The 18,630-nt window shown below is 64.2% G+C and carries 17 protein-coding genes; 1 reads left to right on the forward strand and 16 read right to left on the reverse strand.

Annotation, left to right across the window (positions count from 1 at the left end):
- Nucleotides 1–46: 46 nt before the first annotated feature.
- A complete protein-coding gene (locus tag WF331_RS19360) occupies nucleotides 47–775 on the forward strand; it encodes a DUF899 domain-containing protein (protein WP_284360135.1) in 729 nt (242 codons plus the stop codon).
- 118 nt (nucleotides 776–893) lie between these two features.
- On the opposite strand, the gene ureG is transcribed toward WF331_RS19360, so the two are convergent.
- From ureG to WF331_RS19440, 16 genes are all read right to left on the reverse strand, one after another.
- Nucleotides 894–1,517 (reverse strand): urease accessory protein UreG, encoded by a 624-nt coding sequence (gene ureG, locus WF331_RS19365; RefSeq protein WP_010953755.1) that lies wholly within the window; start codon nucleotides 1,515–1,517, stop codon nucleotides 894–896.
- A gap of 11 nt (nucleotides 1,518–1,528) precedes the next feature.
- Nucleotides 1,529–2,203: an urease accessory protein UreF gene (locus WF331_RS19370; protein ID WP_340623216.1), complete on the reverse strand. Its 675-nt coding sequence runs from the start codon at nucleotides 2,201–2,203 to the stop codon at nucleotides 1,529–1,531.
- Nucleotides 2,203–2,748: a HupE/UreJ family protein gene (locus WF331_RS19375; protein ID WP_016500035.1), complete on the reverse strand. Its 546-nt coding sequence runs from the start codon at nucleotides 2,746–2,748 to the stop codon at nucleotides 2,203–2,205. Before WF331_RS19375 ends, WF331_RS19370 begins: the two co-directional genes overlap by 1 nt.
- An 18-nt stretch (nucleotides 2,749–2,766) precedes the next feature.
- Nucleotides 2,767–3,264 carry an urease accessory protein UreE gene (ureE, locus tag WF331_RS19380; RefSeq protein ID WP_016500036.1) on the reverse strand — a complete coding sequence of 166 codons (498 nt, stop codon included), beginning with the start codon at nucleotides 3,262–3,264 and terminating at the stop codon, nucleotides 2,767–2,769.
- Between the two features lie 10 nt (nucleotides 3,265–3,274).
- Nucleotides 3,275–4,978, reverse strand: a complete 1,704-nt coding sequence (ureC, locus tag WF331_RS19385; protein WP_016500037.1) for an urease subunit alpha — start codon at nucleotides 4,976–4,978, stop codon at nucleotides 3,275–3,277.
- Nucleotides 4,975–5,292: an urease subunit beta gene (locus WF331_RS19390; RefSeq protein WP_016500038.1), complete on the reverse strand. Its 318-nt coding sequence runs from the start codon at nucleotides 5,290–5,292 to the stop codon at nucleotides 4,975–4,977. The genes ureC and WF331_RS19390 overlap by 4 nt, the downstream gene beginning before the upstream one ends.
- 19 nt (nucleotides 5,293–5,311) lie before the next feature.
- A complete protein-coding gene (locus WF331_RS19395) occupies nucleotides 5,312–5,614 on the reverse strand; it encodes an urease subunit gamma (protein ID WP_340623217.1) in 303 nt (100 codons plus the stop codon).
- Between the two features lie 9 nt (nucleotides 5,615–5,623).
- Complete coding sequence (locus WF331_RS19400; RefSeq protein ID WP_284360120.1) at nucleotides 5,624–6,457, reverse strand: urease accessory protein UreD; 834 nt, start codon at nucleotides 6,455–6,457, stop codon at nucleotides 5,624–5,626.
- Between the two features lie 376 nt (nucleotides 6,458–6,833).
- Nucleotides 6,834–7,748, reverse strand: coding sequence for a site-specific integrase (locus WF331_RS19405; protein ID WP_016500040.1), 915 nt, complete (start codon nucleotides 7,746–7,748; stop codon nucleotides 6,834–6,836).
- A gap of 306 nt (nucleotides 7,749–8,054) precedes the next feature.
- Nucleotides 8,055–10,316, reverse strand: coding sequence for an ATP-dependent DNA helicase (locus WF331_RS19410; protein ID WP_284360119.1), 2,262 nt, complete (start codon nucleotides 10,314–10,316; stop codon nucleotides 8,055–8,057).
- Nucleotides 10,313–11,962 carry a VRR-NUC domain-containing protein gene (locus WF331_RS19415; RefSeq protein ID WP_016500042.1) on the reverse strand — a complete coding sequence of 550 codons (1,650 nt, stop codon included), beginning with the start codon at nucleotides 11,960–11,962 and terminating at the stop codon, nucleotides 10,313–10,315. Before WF331_RS19415 ends, WF331_RS19410 begins: the two co-directional genes overlap by 4 nt.
- 120 nt (nucleotides 11,963–12,082) lie before the next feature.
- On the reverse strand, nucleotides 12,083–13,390 hold the full coding sequence (locus WF331_RS19420; protein WP_049273226.1) for an MFS transporter: 1,308 nt from the start codon (nucleotides 13,388–13,390) through the stop codon (nucleotides 12,083–12,085).
- A gap of 99 nt (nucleotides 13,391–13,489) precedes the next feature.
- Nucleotides 13,490–14,707 (reverse strand): fumarylacetoacetate hydrolase family protein, encoded by a 1,218-nt coding sequence (locus tag WF331_RS19425; RefSeq protein WP_340623218.1) that lies wholly within the window; start codon nucleotides 14,705–14,707, stop codon nucleotides 13,490–13,492.
- Between the two features lie 20 nt (nucleotides 14,708–14,727).
- Nucleotides 14,728–15,786: an Ldh family oxidoreductase gene (locus WF331_RS19430; RefSeq protein WP_284360117.1), complete on the reverse strand. Its 1,059-nt coding sequence runs from the start codon at nucleotides 15,784–15,786 to the stop codon at nucleotides 14,728–14,730.
- Nucleotides 15,787–15,821: 35 nt separating this feature from the next.
- Nucleotides 15,822–17,363, reverse strand: coding sequence for a UxaA family hydrolase (locus tag WF331_RS19435; RefSeq protein WP_340623219.1), 1,542 nt, complete (start codon nucleotides 17,361–17,363; stop codon nucleotides 15,822–15,824).
- A gap of 287 nt (nucleotides 17,364–17,650) precedes the next feature.
- Nucleotides 17,651–18,628 (reverse strand): LysR family transcriptional regulator, encoded by a 978-nt coding sequence (locus WF331_RS19440; protein WP_016500047.1) that lies wholly within the window; start codon nucleotides 18,626–18,628, stop codon nucleotides 17,651–17,653.
- Nucleotides 18,629–18,630 lie beyond the last annotated feature (2 nt).

An 18,630-nucleotide genomic window follows, 5' to 3' on the forward strand; every position in this document is an offset into this window, starting at 1 on the left:
GGCGTGCTCGACTAGTGTGTGAATCCCCCAGTGTGGAGACAGCACCATGAGCACAAGCGAAAGCAGGCACCCGGTGGTTTCACGTAGCCAGTGGCTGGCGGCCCGCCAGCAACTGTGGCTGCACGAAAAAGCCTTTACCCACCACCGCGACGCGCTGACAGCAGCCCGCCGCGCCCTGCCCTGGGTCAAGGTCGAGCACGACTATCAGTTTCAGGGGCCGGAGGGCGGGCTGAGCCTGGCCGACCTGTTTGCGGGGCGCAGCCAGTTGTTGCTTTACCACTTCATGTTCGTCGAGGGCTGGAGCGAAGGCTGCCCCGGCTGCTCGTTCCTGGCCGACCATTTTGACGGGGCCAACCTGCACCTGGCTCACCACGACGTGTCGCTGGTGGCGGTATCGCGGGCACCTTACGCCGAGTTCCAGGCGTTCCGCCGGCGCATGGGCTGGCAGTTCCCCTGGTACTCGTCACACGGCAGCGGGTTCAACGAAGACTTTGGCGTCAGTGTCGGCAGCGCGGGTGAGCGGCAGTACAACTATGAGCCGTATGAGGGCAGTGAAAGCGAATTGCCCGGTTTGAGTGCGTTCTACCGCGAAGCGGATGGCAGCGTGTACCACACCTACTCGACCTATGCCCGCGGGCTGGACATTCTGGTCAATACCTACAACTTCCTCGACATTGCGCCACTGGGGCGCAACGAAAGCGGAACCATGGACTGGGTGCGGCACCATGACCGCTATGAAGGGCAGTCAGACCAGCCACACTGCTGCCACAACTGAAGCAAGGAGCACGCACTCCTGTGGGAGCGGGCATGCCCGCGAACACCGGCGAAGCCGGTGCCAGGCAACGTGTCGCCTGATTCGCGGGCGCGCCCGCTACCACAGGGGCCGCGATATGTCAGCCGCGCACACCCAGCATCCCGCGCTCGACGATGAAATCAATCACCGCCTGCAACCCCTCACCCTTCTTCAGGTTGCTGAAGGTCCACGGCCGCTGCGGGCGCATGCGCTGGGTGTCGCGCTCCATCACTTCCAACGAAGCCCCTACATAAGGCGCCAGGTCGGTCTTGTTGATGACCAGGAAGTCCGACTTGGTAATGCCTGGGCCGCCCTTGCGCGGGATCTTCTCGCCTTCGGCCACGTCGATCACGTAGATGGTCAGGTCGGCAAGCTCCGGGCTGAACGTGGCGCTGAGGTTGTCACCGCCGCTTTCGACGAAGATCACCTCCAGGTTGCCGAACTTGCGCGCCAGCGCCTCGACGGCCGCCAGGTTCATCGAGGCGTCTTCGCGGATCGCCGTATGCGGGCAGCCGCCGGTTTCCACGCCCACTATGCGCTCGGGCTCCAGGGCGCCGGCCTCGGTGAGGATGCGCTGGTCTTCCTTGGTGTAGATATCGTTGGTAACCACGGCGATCTGGTAGTGGTCGCGCATGGCCTTGCACAGCGCTTCCAGCAGTGCAGTCTTGCCAGAGCCGACCGGGCCGCCGACACCGACGCGCAGGGGTTGTTGATAGCTTTGCATGAAGGCAGTCCTCAGGAACGGAACAAACGGGTGTATTGGGTTTCGTGACGTGATGACGCAATGGCCAGCAATGGCAGGCCGCCACCGATCTGGTCGTCGCCCAGGGCCAATGCCTGGTCGAGGGCCGCGGGCAAGCCGGTGCTCAGGTCGCGCAGCAAGGTCTGGGCAGCCTGCTGGCCGAAAGGCACCAGCTTGACCCCGGCCATGACCGCGCCCTCCAACCAGGCAAAGGCATAGCCAAGGGCCAGCTGACGCAGCGGAATTGCCCAGTGCACTGCCAACCAGGCCATACCGCCCAGCTGAGTCAGTTCAAGGCTGGCGCGCCAGGCCGGGGCCTGGCCCAGTTGCCAGCCATCAAGTAGCCGCGCAAACGCCGCGCCACGTTGTTGCTCTTCAAGGCGCAGCTCGGTGGTCTCGCGGTTGGCCAGCAGGAAGCGGCTCCAGTGGGCGAACGTCTCGGCATTTTCGGCCTGGCAAGCGTGGTACAGGCGCGCCAGCAGCGGCCAGTCGAGGCAGGCCAGGGTGTCGTCGACCTGCTCGCGCTGCCAGGCAGCGAAACCGTCCACGCCTTTTACCCAACCCGCCTCCACCGCCCACTCCAGGCCCTGCGAGTAGGTGAACCCCCCCACCGGTAGGCCGGGGCTGGCCAGCTGCAGCAGTCGCAGCAACGCCATTTCGCTGTTCATCAACCGGCCAGCACCAGCGCGGCGCTGGCCAGCAAGCCGCCGCCAAAGGCCTTCTGCAGGCCACTGTGACGGCGCAACAGGCAACCGACCGCAAAGCCCGCCGCCAGCAGCAGGCCGCTGACCGCGACAAAGCCGGCGCTGAATTGCCAGAACGCACTTGGCGTGGCTTCTACGCCATGGGCCCAGCCATGGAACAGGGCGAACACCGGCATGGCCATGGCCAGCAGCAACTGACGGCTCGGCAGCAATACCGCCCCGCCAGCCACCAGCAGCGACAGGGCGATCAAGGTTTCCATGCCCAGCACGTCGCCAAACAGGTGGCCACACACTGCCCCGCCAAACATCGCTGCCAGGGTTGCCAGGGGCAGTGTCAGGCTGCGCCCGGTCAATGCCGCGAGTACCCCGGTGCCCAGCAGCATCAGCAGGTGGTCAAGGCCGGTCAGCGGGTGCAGCAGGCCGTCCTGCAGCGGGTTGCTGTCATGGCCAGGGTGGGCGAAGGCTGGCAGGGCCAGCATCAGCAGAAACACGGCGAACGTCTTTTTCATAGGTTGCTCCGAGGCAGTTCAGGAATGGGCAGGCAGGCGCACGAACGGGTGATCGTGGCCGTGGGCATGGCTGTGGCCGTGCGGTGCGCTCTGGTACGCCCCCGCTTCAGGCTCGAATGGTGCCTGTTCCGCTTCTACCGTCAGGCCCAGGCCACGCAGCATGTCGTCCAGCACATGGTCATGCTGGAAGCGCAACAGGCCAGGCTCGATCTGCAGCGGCACGTGGCGGTTACCCAGGTGATAGGCCGCGCGGGCCAGCAGGTGCGGATCGGCGCAGCGCACCGTCGACACAGCCTCGGGCGCCGCCAGTACGCGAATCAGCTGGCTGCCTTCGGCATCGGCAAGCAGTTCACCGCCACGCAACAGGTGGCCGCGCTCGAGCATAAGCCCGGCTTCGCGCCCATCGTCCAGGGTTACCCGCAGGCGGCTCTTGATGCGGCTGTCCACGTCCAGGGTGACGGTGCCGCTTACAGCAAGCGTGCCGGTTTCGGTGATACGGCGGTTCAAGACAATCATGGGTGCTCCTTCAAAACAGGAAGTAACGCTGGGCCAGCGGCAGTTCGCTGGCAGGCTCGCATACCAGCAATTCGCCATCGGCGCGCACCTGGTAGGTCTGCGCATCAACCTCGATCAGCGGTTGCAGGGTGTTGTGGACCATGTCCGGCTTGCGCACCCGGCGGCAGCCGTTGACTACGCCAATCAAGCTGCGCAGGTTCAGCTCTTCGGCCAGGCCACGGTCCATTGCCGCCTGGGGCAGGAAGGTCATGCGCGTGGCATGTCGCGCGGCACCGAGGGCGCCGAACATCGGCCGGTAGTGCACCGGCTGCGGCGTGGGGATGGAGCCGTTGATGTCGCCCATGGGTGCGGTGACGATCATGCCGCCTTTGATCACAAGGGCCGGCTTGACCGCGAAGAACGCCGGCGACCACAGCACCAGGTCGGCCAGCTTGCCTGCCTCTAACGAGCCCACTTCGTGGCCGATGCCGTGGGTCAGCGCCGGGTTGATGGTGTACTTGGCGATGTAGCGCTTGACCCGGAAGTTATCGCTGTAGGCCGTGTCTGGCGCCAAAGGCCCACGGCGCAGCTTCATCTGGTGGGCAACCTGCCAGGTGCGCAGCACCACTTCGCCAACCCGGCCCATCGCCTGGGAATCAGACGAGGTCATGGCAAAGGCGCCCATGTCGTGAAGTATGTCCTCGGCAGCAATGGTTTCGCGGCGGATGCGCGATTCGGCAAAGGCCACGTCCTCGGCGATGCTCGGGTCCAGGTGGTGGCAGACCATGAGCATGTCCAGGTGCTCGTCCACGGTGTTTACCGTGTACGGCAGGGTCGGGTTGGTCGAGGATGGCAGCACGTTGGCCTGCCCCGCAGCGCGGATGATGTCCGGCGCGTGACCACCACCGGCACCTTCGGTGTGGAAGGTATGGATGGTGCGGTCGCCGATGGCCGCCAGGGTGTCTTCGATACAACCGGACTCGTTGAGGGTGTCGGTATGGATCGCTACCTGGATGTCCATTTCCTCGGCCACGCCCAGGCAGCAGTCGATAGCCGCCGGGGTCGAGCCCCAGTCCTCATGCAGCTTCAGGCCCACCGCACCGGCCGCTATCTGCTCACGAAGCGCGTCTGGCCGCGAGGCATTGCCCTTGCCCAGCAGACCGATGTTGATCGGCAGGCTGTCGGCGGCCTGCAGCATGCGCGCCAGGTACCAGGGGCCGGGCGTGCAGGTGGTGGCATTGGTGCCGGTGGCAGGCCCGGTGCCGCCGCCGATAAAGGTAGTGACTCCGCTGTTCAGGGCCTCATCCACCTGCTGCGGGCAGATGAAGTGGATATGCGAGTCGACACCGCCGGCGGTGACGATCTTGCCCTCGGCCGCGATCACTTCGGTGCCGGGGCCCACCGGTACGTTGACGCCAGGCTGCACATCCGGATTGCCGGCCTTGCCGATGACTGCGATTCGCCCGTGCTTGATGCCGATATCGGCCTTGACGATACCCCAGTGGTCGATGATCAGGGCGTTGGTCAGCACCAGGTCCATGGCCTGGGCGGCCAGCATCTGGCCCTGCCCCATGCCGTCGCGGATGACCTTGCCACCGCCAAACTTCACCTCTTCGCCGTAGATGGTGTAGTCCTTCTCCACCTCTACCCACAACGCTGTGTCGGCCAGCCGCACACGGTCGCCCACGGTGGGCCCGAACATGTCGGCATAGGCCTGGCGGGAAATGCGGCTCATACCCTGCCCTCCAGCGGGCCCATCACCTTGCCCTGGAAGCCATAGACTTCACGCTTGCCGGCGTAGGCCACCAGGTGCACGGTGCGTGCCTGGCCCGGCTCGAAACGCACGGCGGTGCCGGCCGGGATATCCAGGCGAAAACCCAGAGTTGGCGCACGGTCGAACACCAGCGCGTCGTTGACTTCGTAGAAGTGGTAGTGCGAGCCGACCTGCACCGGCCTGTCGCCGTGGTTGGCCACACTGACACTGACCGTTTCGCGGCCACTGTTCAGCTCGATATCGCCAGCGGCGACCTGGATTTCACCTGGGATCATGCGGGGCTCCTGGGCTGTTTCAGACGATGGGGTCATGCACGGTCACAAGCTTGGTGCCATCCGGGAAGGTCGCTTCGACCTGCACGTCGTGGAGCATCTCGGCGATACCGGGCATCACCTGCGCGCGGGTCAGCACTTCGCGCCCCTGGCTCATCAGTTCGGCAACGGTGCGGCCGTCGCGGGCGCCTTCCAGTACGGCAGCACTGATCAGCGCCACGGCCTCCGGGTAATTGAGCTTAAGGCCACGGGCCAGGCGCCGTTCCGCCAGCAATGCGGCAGTGAACAGCAGCAGTTTGTCTTTCTCTCTCGGGGTCAGCTCCATGGCGCTCTCTCAGGTAGCCCAGATACGCGGTGGGCAGGCTGGCAGGCCGAGGACGGCCGGGCGCAGCACGTGCCACAGGCGTTGCAGGGTGCGTTGCAGGTGTTGGTTGTCATGGTCAAGCACACGGATAACCAGCAACGACCCCAGCAGGGTCGCGCCGGCCGGGTTGGCCAGTTCGTCGAGCAGTGGACGTACCTGCTCCAGCACCGCCTGGTCGGCCGGTGCCGCACAAAACGTCGCAAGCAGCGGGTGGCCGGCAAGCTTGTCCAGGCGCCCGCCTTCGATACGCAGGCGTTCATGCAAGCCGACTTCGTCAGGTAATTCGATATGCAAACGACTGTCCAGAGCGCCCTGCTCGAAACGCTCGTTCATCACAGGGCGCCCCAGGCACAGGGTTTCCCAGGCCAGCAAGCGCGCCCCGGGTTCGAGGGTGAAACGGCTGTGCAGGCTGGCGCGGGCGCCGGAAAAAAAGATGCTGTCTTGCGGCAGCCATTCCAGGGTGGTGCCGGCGGCCAGCTGAAAACGTTGGGTCAGCCGCGCGGTGGGGCCGATGCTGCGGTAGAACTTGCTGGCACCCGGCATGGTCAGCAGCGCATGGCTGCCGGGTTCCAGATGGATATCCAGGTCAAGGCGGTCGCCGGCGACGATGCCACCCGGCGGGTGCAGTACATAGACATGGCACGGTGCACCTTCCGGGTAGAAAGGCCGCTGCACCAAAAGAGGTCCGAAATGCCTACGCGCACCAAGGCGGGTCACATCGTCGCGCCTGACAAAGCGCAACTGCAGGTGGGCGCTCCAGCCTGCATCGTCTTGTTGTTGTTCGATCTGCTCCGCGAGCGACATCCTGCGGCCCCTGAAATCCGTGGCCTGCTGGCCGTTTAGAGGGTCCGGCGCGGGCAGCAGCTAGCACGCGCGGCCTGACCACTCGATCAAATTCGCAGGCTGGATATAGCAGGTTGCGGGCCAACTCCGCAGGTGAAGGCAAATGAAACTTTCGCTACGGCCGCTCTGGCATCGGGCATACGGGGGGATGGCGCACAAACCGGGGGCGGAGGTTGGCCCTGTTTCGGTGCCGGCATAAGTGCAAAAGGGGCCGCTCTGCAGCCCTTCGCGGGCACGCCCGCTCCCACAGGTTGATCTGCGCCTGGAGGCCCGTGTTATACCTGTGGGAGCGGGCGTGCCCGCGAAGGGCCGCAACGCGGCCCCAAAACATCAAACCTCAGTAATCGAAACGGTCGACCGCACGCCTACGTTCGTTGTCGTCACGCCGGTCATAGATGGCTGTGGTCTGGATGTTGACATGGTGCGCCAGCTTCTGGGCAATCGACAGGTCATGCTCTTCGATCACCCGGGTGATGAACGCCCGGCGGAAGTCGTGCGGCATGATTTTCACCCCCACTTGCGCACCGCGCTGGCGGGCAATGTAGTAAATCGCATGCTTGGTGATACGCGCCCGGGTAATGTGGCTACCGCGGCGGATACGGTTGAACAGGAACAAGTCGTCTTCTGCCCCGGCTGGCAGGTCCTGACGGCGCAAATCCAGCCACGCCTGCAGCTTTTCGAACGCCCATGGCGGGGCGTACTTGATCAGTTGGTGGTTGCCCTTGCCCACCACCTGGAGGCTGCGCGCCTCGAAATCGACTTGGGCCAGATCGATGTCCACCGACTCCGACTTGCGCATGCCGGTGCCGTACAGCAAGGCGATGATCGCCGCGTCGCGTACCCCCTGCGGCCGCGGGTCGGATGCGCACACATCCATCAGTTCGCGAATCAGGCTGCGGCGCAGGTTGCGCCCTGGCGGCAGGCGGCTGCCAGTGGCCGGTTTGACCTCGCGAATGCGCAAAAGCTGCTCATGGTCGATCAGGCCCTGGCGCCAGGCCTCGTTCATCACCCCGCGAATGGCGTTGACGTACAGCGACGAGCTGTTGGGCGCGTAACCGTCGGCACGCAGGGCCGACACCAAGGCGATCACGTGGCCGGGCTCTAGCCGATGCCAGGGCACGTCGACGACATTGCAGTCGACAAAGCCCAGCCGGTCGGCGGCGTCCTGAAGGATGTAGCGCATGGTTTGCTGGCTGGATGGGGCCAGACGGGCCATGTACTGCAGCAGCGGATTTTTCGAGAGATCGGACAAAAGGTGAATCCTGTAGCGAAGCGGTCGCCGGCAGCGAACCGGCAAACGCTCAAGCGAGTCAAAACGACCTGCGAACAAGTCCCAATGACCGGCAAGCGCGCATGCCATCAGGACCCTGAACGGTGCCATCACCTTGATATTCAAGAGTTTTGCAACTGGCACGGTTCGTAATCTTACCCCAATTGAAGCCTACCGAACGAACCGAGGATCGCCCATGGCAAGTGCAACCCATCGTTCCTGCTGTAGCCCAGACAGACGGCATGCCCGGCTGAGGCGTTCATTTGTGGCAGCGCGAGACAGGGATTGCTAGAGGATGGCTGCCGGCCACCATGTCGGAAACATCTGCTGCACGCGGGGTTCGGCAAAGCGTTCGTCTATCAATACCAGCACGCCTCGATCCTGGTCACCACGGATAACCCGGCCCGCCGCCTGGATCACCTTGCGCACTCCAGGGTACAGGTAGGCGTAATCGAAGCCCGTCCCAAACTGCTGCCCCAGCCGCTGTTTGAACTGTTCGTTGACCGGGTTGACCTGCGGCAAACCCAAGGTGGCGACAAACGCGCCGATCAACCGGGTACCTGGTAAATCCACGCCTTCGCCGAACGCACCGCCCAGTACGGCGAAGCCCACGCCTTTGCCATCGGCGACAAAGCGGTCAAGAAACCCTTGGCGGGCCGCCTCGTCCATTCCCGGTTCCTGGGCCCACAGCGGAATCTGCCCATGCCGCTCGGCCAGCAGACCGGCCACTTGCTGCAGGTATTCGAAGCTGCTGAAGAACGCCAGGTAGTTGCCCGGCATGCGCTCGTACTGTTGGGCAATCAGCTCGACGATCGGCGCCAGGGAGGCGTGGCGCTGCTGGTAACGGGTGGACACCTGGCTGGCAATCCTTACCTCCAGCTGCTCTGCGCGAAACGGCGCAGCCACTTCCAGCCACGCGGTATCGGCCGGCATGCCCAGCAAGTCGCTGTAGAAATGCCGCGGGCTCAACGTGGCGGAAAACAGTGTCACGCTGCGCGCCGCCTGCATGCGCGGGGCCAACAGGCGTGCCGGGGTGACATTGCGCAGGCACAGGGTAGCCAGCCGACGCTTGCGCGGGCCCTGACGCTGGCTGATGTCGAACAGAAAGTGCTTATCGAACAGCTCGGCAACCCGGCTGAACTGCAAGGCCTGGAAGAAGAACTGCAACACCTGCGCGTCCATTTGCGCAGGCGTCTGGTTGATCTGCTCCTGAATCAGCCCGATGCATTGCTGAAGAGCGCGCAGCAGGCCGTCTGGCAGCGACTCGCTGGCTTGATAAGGCGCGCGCTGTTCTTTATAGATGGCGTTCCACTGCCGGTTAAGGCGGTCCAGCGCACTGACCAGCCCTGGCGGTTTGCTCTGACGCAGGGCCAGCAGCTGCCCTTGGTCAAGGGTGGCGCTGTACATGCTGCGCCCACGCTCGACAAGATTATGCGCTTCGTCCACCAGTACTGCCACGCGCCACTGGTTGAGCTGAGTGAGGCCGAACAGCAAGGCATGCGCATCGAAGTAGTAGTTGTAGTCAGCGACCAGCACGTCGACCCAGCGCGCCATCTCCTGCCCCAGGTAATACGGGCAAACCTGATGCGCCAAGGCCACTTCGCGCAGGTTGGCACGGTCAAGCAAAGGCAGTGCTGCCGCAGCCTCACGCGCTGCCGGCAAACGGTCGTAGAAGCCTGCGGCCAGTGGGCAGGATTCACCATGACAGGCCTTGTCGGGGTACTCACAGGCCTTGTCGCGGGCGATCAACTCCAGGGTGCGCAAGGCAGGTTGTGGCGTGGCATCGGTGATCTGGCTCATGGCATCGAGGGCCAGCGCCCGGCCCGGGGTCTTGGCAGTGAGAAAGAACAGCTTGTCCAGCTGCTGCGGCACCATGGCTTTGAGCAGCGGGAACAAGGTACCGAGGGTCTTGCCAATGCCGGTGCTGGCCTGGGCCATCAGGCAACGCCCGGTACTTACCGCCTTGTACAAGGTTTCGGCCAGCTGCCGTTGGCCCTGGCGGAACTGTGGATAGGGGAAGCGCAGCGCCTGAAGCCCTTGGTCACGCTCGGCCAGACGCCGTTGCTGGAATTGGGCCCAGCCCAGAAAGCGCTGGCACTGGGTTTCGAAGAAGGCCCGCAATTCAGCAGCCGTGTAGTGCTCACTGAACAGCGTCTGGTCATCGCTGTCCACGTCCAGGTACACCAGCGCCACCTCGATGGCTGGCAATTGCCGTGCCTGGCACATCAACCAGCCATAGACCTTGGCCTGGGCCCAGTGCAACTGGCGGTGATTGGCCGGCTGACGCGCCAGATCGCCACGGTGCGTCTTGATCTCTTCCAGGCGATTGCTGCCAGGGTCATAACCATCGGCGCGGCCTCGCACCTTGAGGGTTTCGAACTGGCCTTCAAGGGTGATTTCCGACTCGTAGCCCGCAGCACGCCGTGCCACCACCCGCTGGTGCCCTTCGATGCCCTCCTGGGCGGTGGGCGACGGCGTGAACCGCAGGTCCAGGTCGCCGACCTTGGCGCTGAACTCGCACAAGGCACGCACCGCCACGCTGTAGCTCAAGGCGTTTCACTCCAGCGCACATGGCACACCGCAACGGGCAGGCCGTGTTGCCTGCAGAACTCCAGCCAGCGCAGCTGGTTGTCCTGCAAACGGTCACCGGGCCCCTTGACCTCGACCATGCGATAACGGCCCTGTTCGGGCCAGAACTGGATCAGGTCGGGCATGCCGGCGCGGTTGCTGCGAATGTCCTGCAACAAGCGCAGGAAGCACTGTTTCAGCTGGGCAGCCGGCAAGCAAGCCAAGGCCTGTTCCAGCAGCTCCTCGCTGAGCATGGACCAGAACACGAACGGCGACTGTAGGCCCTGCTTGCCCTTGTAGCACTCGAGAATCGCCTGACGATGGCTGCCATCGTCGAGCCGCCCCAGGCAAAGATCGAATAGCGCACTGCGCCGCTGCTGGAAGTCACTGTCGTGCAGGTCCTGTGGCGCGGCCTGGAACGGGTTGAAGAATGCGCCAGGCACAGGGGCGAAGATGGCCTCCCAGCACAACAGGCCAAACAGGCTGTTGAACAGCGTGTTCTCCACGTAATGCGCCTGGCCGCCCTCTTGCGCCAGGTGTTGACGCACAGCTTCCTCCACACCCAACGCAGCGTACTCGCGGGGCAGCTCGAGCTCGATCAGCTCCAGCGGTGTGGCACGCTGGCGCCGCTGTGGCGGGCCGCCGAGCTTGCGCGCCAGGCGTGGCAGCATCCGTTCCAGTGCCTGCACTTCCAGCGCGTTAGCCGGTGCCGCCGCGAGCTGTAGTGCCAGCGCATGGGCCTGGGGCCACTGCTCAGTGCGCTCAAGCACCCGCACCTGGCGAATGCGTGCCTGGGCATGGCTGCACTGGCCGTACACTGCCATGGCCTGGTCCCACTCCCCCAGGCGCTCGCATTGCTGGCCCAGGGCGAACTGCAGGCGCGCATGGCGGCGGGCCAGCCACGGGTTGTCACTGTGCAGGCCCTGCAGGGTACCCAGAATCGACACGGGTTCGTCGCCCTGCTCCAGCCGCTCGGCACACTGGTGCAAGGCCATGGCCAGGTCGACTTCGGCACGTTGCTGCAGGGCTCGCGAGCCCGTGCTGAATGGCACCTGCTCGTAACGCAACACACCGAGGTCGGCGAGGACGAACTCTGACCAGTCCTGGTACAGGTTGCCGAAGAACAACAGGCGCATGCGGTCGCACAAAGGTTGCAGGCACCACTGGAGGATGCGCACCTCGCTGTCGGGAAACCATTCGGCCAGTGACCGGCCCATCAGCCCTAGCGGTTGCAGCTGTGCCAACAGCTCATGCTTGGCGGCGCGCGGGCGGCTCAGTTGCAGGGCGAAGCAGCGGGCCAGTTCGTCTTTGCGCAGCAAGGCGAACAGCTGTTCCAGGCTCAGTTGCTCGGGTTCCCGCACCCAGCCGAGCTTCTGCAAAGGGTGCAGCGCCAGCGCCGTATCGCCGATTTCGGCGTAGTCGAGCCGGTCGCTGCGAAACAGCTCGCCTTTGCGCATGACCATGCGCACCATCAAGGCCTGGGTTGGCGCTTGCAGTTGATTGAAGGCACGGATGAAGGCCAGTTCCTGGTCATCGAGCAGGTCCTGGTAGCGCTGTTCGACCCACAGCACTACCTGGCGGAAGTTATGCAGGTAGTAGAACGGGTCGTCGACGGAATGGGCGATCACTGGCGGAGGTCAGGTTGCGGTAACAGGCACTGTTTATACATACAGATAACCATGCCTGACAAGAGCCGTGGGTCGCGTCACGATCGACGATCCGCTTGGGGCGCAAAGCGCCCCCAGGATTTATGCCTGCTCAGTCGCTCCAGTCATCTCCCCTGCTTCGTCCTTGGCACTGCCAATCGGCGCCTGCAGCAACAGGAAGTACGCCACCGCCGAGCACAATGCCACCACCGCGCTGATCATGAACGCTGTGGTGAACGAGCCCGAGTACTGGATGCTGAAGCCAGTAGCGATCGGCGCCACGGAGCCGGCAATGTAGCCGCCGAAGTTCTGGATCGAGCCAAACGAGGCCACGCGCGGGCTGTCCACGATGGTATTGACGATCATCCAGGCAGTGGCACTGGCCATGTTGATGCTGAACAGTGCCAGGCACAGCAGGATGACGCAGCCTGTCAGGCCGGTGACAAACGACAGCGGCAAGGTGAACAGCGCCGCCAGCACCAGGCCGGTAATGACGCTGAACTTGCGGCTACCCAGCACAGTCATGCCACGCTTCACCAGCCGGTCGCAGAAGCGCCCGGCAACGATTGTACCCGCCGCACCAAAGCCGTAGGCCAGCGACACGACCCAGGCGGTCTTGTACAGGTCCAGGCCGTGTTCACGCTCGAAGTAGCCCGGCAACCAAGTCAGGTGCAGCCACAGCATGTAGATCACACCCATGAAACCCAGCACGGCACCCCATGTGCTGCGGTGCTTGAACAGGTCCAGCCAGCCAGCGAAGTACGAAGCCTTCGGCGTTTGCACCGAGGCCACAGGCGCCTTGTGTTCCGCTGGCAGCGGCTTGCCTTCGGCCTCCAGTTCCGCCAGGTAACGTGCCTTGCTCTTGTAGAACGTCAGCCAGCACACCGCCAGCACCATACCGATCACGCCGGTAATGATGAACATGCCACGCCAGCCGAAATTGACCATGAACAATGTCAGCAAGGGCGGCGCCAGGCACGGGCCGAGGCAGGTCGACGACCAGACCACGCCGGTCGGCGTGCCGCGCTCATTGGCATCGAACCACTCCGACAGGGCCTTGGCCGCCGACGGGAACATGGGCGCCTCGCCAATCCCCAGCAGCACCCGCAAGCCCATGAAACCGGCAAAGCTGTTGACCATGCCAAACGCCGCCTGGGCCACCGACCAGCCCAGCAGCGAGGCGCCGAGCGCGACCTTGCTGCCCAGGCGGTCGATGATCATGCCCATTGGCAACTGGGCAAAGGCGTAGGCAATGGAAAACGCCGACAACAGGATGCCCATCTGCGACGGGCTGATCATCATGTCTTTCTGGATGGAGGTGTTGGCGATCGACAGCGCACTACGGTCCAGGTAGTTGACGATGCCGATCAGCAGCAGAAACACAACTGTGATGCGCTGGTACTTCTTCATAGGGTTCATGTGTCGACCTTTATTATTATTGTTGCCGCGCTGTCAGCGCTTTGGCGATCCATCGATGTGCCTGCGCCCCTCCCTTGCGCAGCGTGTCGCTCAAGGCTGGCGTGCGGTAGCTGCAACCTCCAGCAGGCCACGCCGGCCGAGGTTGTCGATCAACGCGCGCAGGCCAAACGCCCACTGCGGCGCCTGGTCGCTGGTGGTCACGCGGTTGCACAGGGTACCCAGTTGCGGGTTGCTGATGGTCACCACATCACCCGGCTTGTGGGTAAAGCCATTGCCCGGCTGGTCACGGTCCTGCTTGGGGGCAAACAGGGTGCCGAGGAAGAGCACCATGCCGTCGGGGTACTGATGGTTTTCGTTGAGGGTTTGCTGCACCAGGTCCTGCGGGTCGCGGCTGATCTGACGCATGGAACTGCGGCCAGCCAGGATGAAACCGTCCTCGCCCTCAACCCGCAGGTCCACTTCGGCGTTGCGCACATCGTCAAGGCCGAAGCTTTCGTCAAACAGCCGCAGCAGCGGGCCCAGTGCGGTGGAGGCATTGTTGTCCTTGGCCTTGGACAGCAGCAAGGCGCTACGCCCTTCGAAGTCGCGCAGGTTGACGTCGTTGCCGAGCATGGCGCCCTTGATGCTGCCATCGCTGGATACTGCCAGCACCACTTCCGGCTCAGGGTTGTTCCAGCTGGACTTGGGGTGGATGCCGATATCGGCACCGTGGCCAACTGCCGACAGCGGCTGGGCCTTGGTAAACACTTCAGCATCCGGGCCAATGCCCACTTCCAGGTATTGCGACCACAGGCTCTGCTCCACCAGCACCTTGCGCAGCGCTTCGGCCTGGGCCGAGCCTGGCACGATCTGCGACAGGTCGGCGCCGATGCGGCTGGCCAGGGTGTCACGGATGGCATCGGCCTTGGCCGGGTCGCCCTTGGCCTGCTCTTCCACCACACGCTCCAGCAGGCTGGTGGCGAAGGTTACGCCAGCGGCCTTCACCGCCTGCAAGTCGACAGGCGCCAGCAGCCATGGCTGACTCGGGTCGCGCTGGGTGGGGTCGCTGTTGTCCAGCAACACCGATAGCGCCACCAGCGGTTCGGCCAGCGGCAAGGCCCGCAGGTAGGCCACCGGGTCGGCCACTTCCAGCAGGGCCGAGACAGTCGCCACGTGGGTGCTGATGTCGTAGACCGCGCCGGCTTTCACCAGCACCACCGCCGGCCCCTGGTCCGCGAGCCACACCCGCCCTACCCAGCTGCCGCTGTCGAACATACTGGCATCCTGGCTCAGCGGCAGCGGTTGATTGGCGTTCGATCGGTCAGTCATCTGTGTACCCTTACTGTGCATCATTGGGAAAGTGCCGGCAGTTGCAATTGGCCGGCCAGGCGATCAAGGTCAGCCAGCAGCTGTGGCGAGAGGCTCACGCCCTGCTGCAGGGCCTGGCGGCGCAGCGCAAGGCCAGCCTGCCCAGGCAAGCGCACCGGGCGAGCGGGGTCGAGCGGGCGGCTGGCGAGTACCAGTCGGCCCAGGAAACTGGTTTCATCGGTGAACGCTTCCAGGCCGCCGAAGAAGCGCGGGTCGATGACCACGGCAGTGGCCGAGGCGCCCCACTGCTCAGGGGCATCCTTGCGCCCATGGCCGGCCAGGCCGGACGTCAGGGCTTCGACCAGCAGCGCCAGGGCAAAGCCTTTGTGGCCAAAGGCCTGGCCGCCGAGGGGCAGGATGCTGCCTTGCGGGCGGGTAAAGAAATCGACCGGGTCGTCGCTCAGCTGCCCGTCATTGCTCACCAGTACCGGGTGCGGCAGGCGGCTGCCGGCATCGCGGCACTGGCCAACCAGCCCGAGGGTAACGGTCGACATGCTCACGTCCAGCAGGATCGGCTCGCCCAGGGTCGGGATACCGGCAGCAATCGGGTTGGGGGTGTAGATGGGGTCGATGCCACCGTGGGCGCAGACCAGCCCCACCGAGGGGTCCGATGAATAGAGCATGGCCACCAGGCCCTGGTCGGTAAAGGGCTTGAGATAGGCGGCCAGGCAGCCAATGTGCGAAGCACGGCGCACCACCGCAATGCCGATGCCCTGCGCGGTCGCACCTTTTGCCGCGCAGTCCAGGGCACGGCTGACGCAGTAGGGCCCCAGCAGGTAATGGCCATCGAACACGCTGGCGATGCCACTGTCCGACACCTGTTCCAGTGCCTGTGCACGGGCCTTGACCTTGCCTTCCTGCATGCCACCGATGTAGCGGCTGACCAGGTTCAGGCCGTGGGTACGGTGCCCGAGCAGTTCACCTTCGAGCAGAACCCGGGTCACCACCTGGGCGACTTCGGTATCGGCACCGGCTTTTTCGAACAGTTGCTCGACAAAGATGGTGAGCGCTTGCACGTTGTGATGTGTGGCTTGAGTCATTGTTGTTATCTCGTAAGCGGGGCGGGAGCGGTCAATCAGGTCACGGCGCCGATCTGCCAAGGCACGAACTCGTTCTGCCCGTATCCGTGCTGTTCGCTTTTGCTGCGTTCCCCGGAAGCAATGCGCAGCATCTGCTCGAAGATGTACGCGCCACGCTCCTCGATGCTGGTGGAGCCATCGGCAATACCGCCGCAATTGACGTCCATGTCCTCTTCCTGGTGTTCGAACACCCGGTTGTTGGTCGCCAGCTTGATCGACGGTGCCGGGGCACAGCCGTAAGCCGAACCACGCCCGGTGGTGAAGGCGATCAGGTTGGCCCCGCCAGCCACCTGGCCAGTGGCCGAGACCGGGTCGTAACCAGGGGTGTCCATGAACACCAGGCCCTGGGCACGCACGGTCTCGGCGTACTGGTACACATCGACCAGGTTGCTGGAGCCCGCCTTGGCCACTGCGCCCAGGGACTTCTCGAGGATGGTGGTCAGGCCCCCGGCTTTATTGCCGGCCGAAGGGTTGTTGTTCAGCTCGGCGTTCATGCGCTGGCAGTAGTCTTCCCACCAGCGGATGCGCGCCACCAGCTTTTCGCCCACCTCACGGCTGACCGCGCGGCGGGTCAGCAGGTGCTCGGCGCCGTAGATTTCCGGGGTTTCGGACAGGATGGCGGTACCACCGGCCGCCACCAGGCGGTCCACGGCGTTGCCCAGTGCCGGGTTGGCGGTGATGCCGGAGTAGCCATCGGAGCCGCCACATTGCAGGCCGACCACGAGATGCCGTGCGCTGACCGGTTGGCGCTGCACGTGGTTGGCCTCGGCCAGCAGGCTCTTGACCTGCTCGATGCCGGCAGCAATGGTTTTTGACGTACCGCCGATGCCCTGGATGGTGAAGGCCCGCAGCTGCGCACTGGCTTGCAGGCCCTGGGTTTCCAGCAGGCTTTCGATCTGGTTGGTTTCGCAGCCCAGGCCAATGATCAGTACGGCAGCAAAGTTGGGGTGCACGGCGTACCCGGCCAGGGTGCGGCGCAGCAAGCCAAGGGCTTCGCCGCTGGGGTCTACTGCGCAGCCGGCACCGTGGGTCAGGGCGACCACGCCGTCGATATTCGGGTAGTCGGCCAGTGCCTCGGGGTGAATGTCACGGCGGAAATGGTCGGCCACAGCCCTGGCGACGGTCGCCGAGCAGTTCACCGAGGTGAGAATGCCGATGTAATTACGGGTGGCAACCCGCCCATCGGCGCGCACGATGCCCTGGAACTGCGCTTCGCTGCCAGGCTGGCTGCGAGTGTCGACACCAAAGGCATAGTCACGGGCGAAATCGCCCATTTGCACGTTGTGCACATGCACGTGATCGCCGGCATTGATGGCCTGCGAGGCAAAACCGATGATTTGCCCGTAACGGCGTAGCGGCTGGCCCTGCTCCACGCGTTCGGTCGCGAGCTTGTGGCCCGAAGGAATCGGCTGGCGCACGGTAATCGCCTCGGCATCCAGGTGCATGCCTTGCGGCAAGGCCTGGCGGGCGATAAGCACGTTGTCCAGCGGGTTGAGGCGGATGACGGCAAGGTCACCGGACTTGGCAATCAGTTGCATGGGACCTCTCAGGGCGGTGCGGCGGGCTTCTTGTTATGGCTGTTGCCACTGTAAGAAGCCTTGCGCAGCATTCCCAATGAGATGATCCGATCAAGCGATAACCAGTGGTTATCGGAAGTTGTAATCGGGCGGTGATCCTTGATCGCCCAATAGACTGCCCAAGTGCTCAAGCCAGCACATATCCTGTGGGAGCGGGTTCACCCGCGAACACCGGCGCAGCCGGTGCCATGCACCGCGTCGACTGCTTCGCGGGTAAACCCGCTCCCACAGGAGACCCCCGTGAACCATCAGGTCTTGTCCAAGGCAGTTGCAGCCGTACCTTCCTTCTGTCGCTGTTTGGCGCCTTCCAGCAAAATCTCGACAAACGCCCGGGCCGAAGCGCTCAGCGGTTCATCCTTGCGGGTGACCACGCCATACTCCAGCGCGGGTACATGCAAGGGGCTGCGCAGCTCCTTGAACTGCCCGCTGGCCAGCTGCGCGGCAACCATCGAACGCGGCAACATGGCAATCATCGGCGCCGATTGCAGCAGCTGCAGGAACATCGGCATGGAGATGGTCTCGACGCTGTCGACGGGCGTGGCAATACCGGCCACACGGAACGCCTGTTCCAGGCGGTTGCGGATCGGCGTGCCCACCGGGTACAGCACCCACGGCCAGTCGCCCAGCGCCGACAGTGGCGGGCTTTCCAGCTGGTTGAGCGGGTGCTCGCTGTTGACCACCAGGCTGAACGGTTCGGGTTCGAGGGGCTGGAAGTCGAACAGCTGGCTGAAGCGCTCTTCGGTGAAGCGGCCAATCATGATGTCGAGCTTGTTCTGCTCCAGCATGGTCAGCAGGTGATCACTGGAATGCTCCACCACTTCGATCGACAGCAGTGGGCTGCGCGCCTTGATCGCGGCAATGGCCTGCGGCAGTACCAGCGCAGTGGCGGCAAAGATGCCGCCGACGCGGATAAAACCGTGCCCGCCGTTGCGCAGGCGGTTGACCTGGTCGACGAATTGCTGCGACTCGGCCAACGCACCCTGGGCATAACGCACCACATATTCACCCAGCTCGGTGGGCGGCATGCTGCGTGGCAGGCGCTCGAACAGGGCAAAGCCGAACTGCTCTTCGAGATCGCGCAGCATCTTGCTCAGGGCCGGCTGGCTGAGGTTCATGCGCGTAGCGGTTGCGTGCATGTTGCGGGTGCGCGCCAGGGTGTCGATCAGCACCAGGTGCTTGTAGCGGATCCAGTTGCAAAAGCTGGAATGAGTCAGGTCCGGCGACATCG

Origin of the sequence: Pseudomonas sp. YNh (assembly GCF_037993085.1) — a bacterium.
GTDB classification, from domain to species: domain Bacteria; phylum Pseudomonadota; class Gammaproteobacteria; order Pseudomonadales; family Pseudomonadaceae; genus Aquipseudomonas; species Aquipseudomonas putida.

Coding starts and splice junctions, on each gene's coding strand:
- WF331_RS19360 (WP_284360135.1), top strand. CDS start 47: ATGAGCACAAGCGAAAGCAGGCACCCGGTGGTTTCACGTAGCCAGTGG.
- ureG (WP_010953755.1), bottom strand. CDS start 1,517: ATGCAAAGCTATCAACAACCCCTGCGCGTCGGTGTCGGCGGCCCGGTC.
- WF331_RS19370 (WP_340623216.1), bottom strand. CDS start 2,203: ATGAACAGCGAAATGGCGTTGCTGCGACTGCTGCAGCTGGCCAGCCCC.
- WF331_RS19375 (WP_016500035.1), bottom strand. CDS start 2,748: ATGAAAAAGACGTTCGCCGTGTTTCTGCTGATGCTGGCCCTGCCAGCC.
- ureE (WP_016500036.1), bottom strand. CDS start 3,264: ATGATTGTCTTGAACCGCCGTATCACCGAAACCGGCACGCTTGCTGTA.
- ureC (WP_016500037.1), bottom strand. CDS start 4,978: ATGAGCCGCATTTCCCGCCAGGCCTATGCCGACATGTTCGGGCCCACC.
- WF331_RS19390 (WP_016500038.1), bottom strand. CDS start 5,292: ATGATCCCAGGTGAAATCCAGGTCGCCGCTGGCGATATCGAGCTGAAC.
- WF331_RS19395 (WP_340623217.1), bottom strand. CDS start 5,614: ATGGAGCTGACCCCGAGAGAGAAAGACAAACTGCTGCTGTTCACTGCC.
- WF331_RS19400 (WP_284360120.1), bottom strand. CDS start 6,457: ATGTCGCTCGCGGAGCAGATCGAACAACAACAAGACGATGCAGGCTGG.
- WF331_RS19420 (WP_049273226.1), bottom strand. CDS start 13,390: ATGAAGAAGTACCAGCGCATCACAGTTGTGTTTCTGCTGCTGATCGGC.
- WF331_RS19425 (WP_340623218.1), bottom strand. CDS start 14,707: ATGACTGACCGATCGAACGCCAATCAACCGCTGCCGCTGAGCCAGGAT.
- WF331_RS19430 (WP_284360117.1), bottom strand. CDS start 15,786: ATGACTCAAGCCACACATCACAACGTGCAAGCGCTCACCATCTTTGTC.
- WF331_RS19435 (WP_340623219.1), bottom strand. CDS start 17,363: ATGCAACTGATTGCCAAGTCCGGTGACCTTGCCGTCATCCGCCTCAAC.
- WF331_RS19440 (WP_016500047.1), bottom strand. CDS start 18,628: ATGTCGCCGGACCTGACTCATTCCAGCTTTTGCAACTGGATCCGCTAC.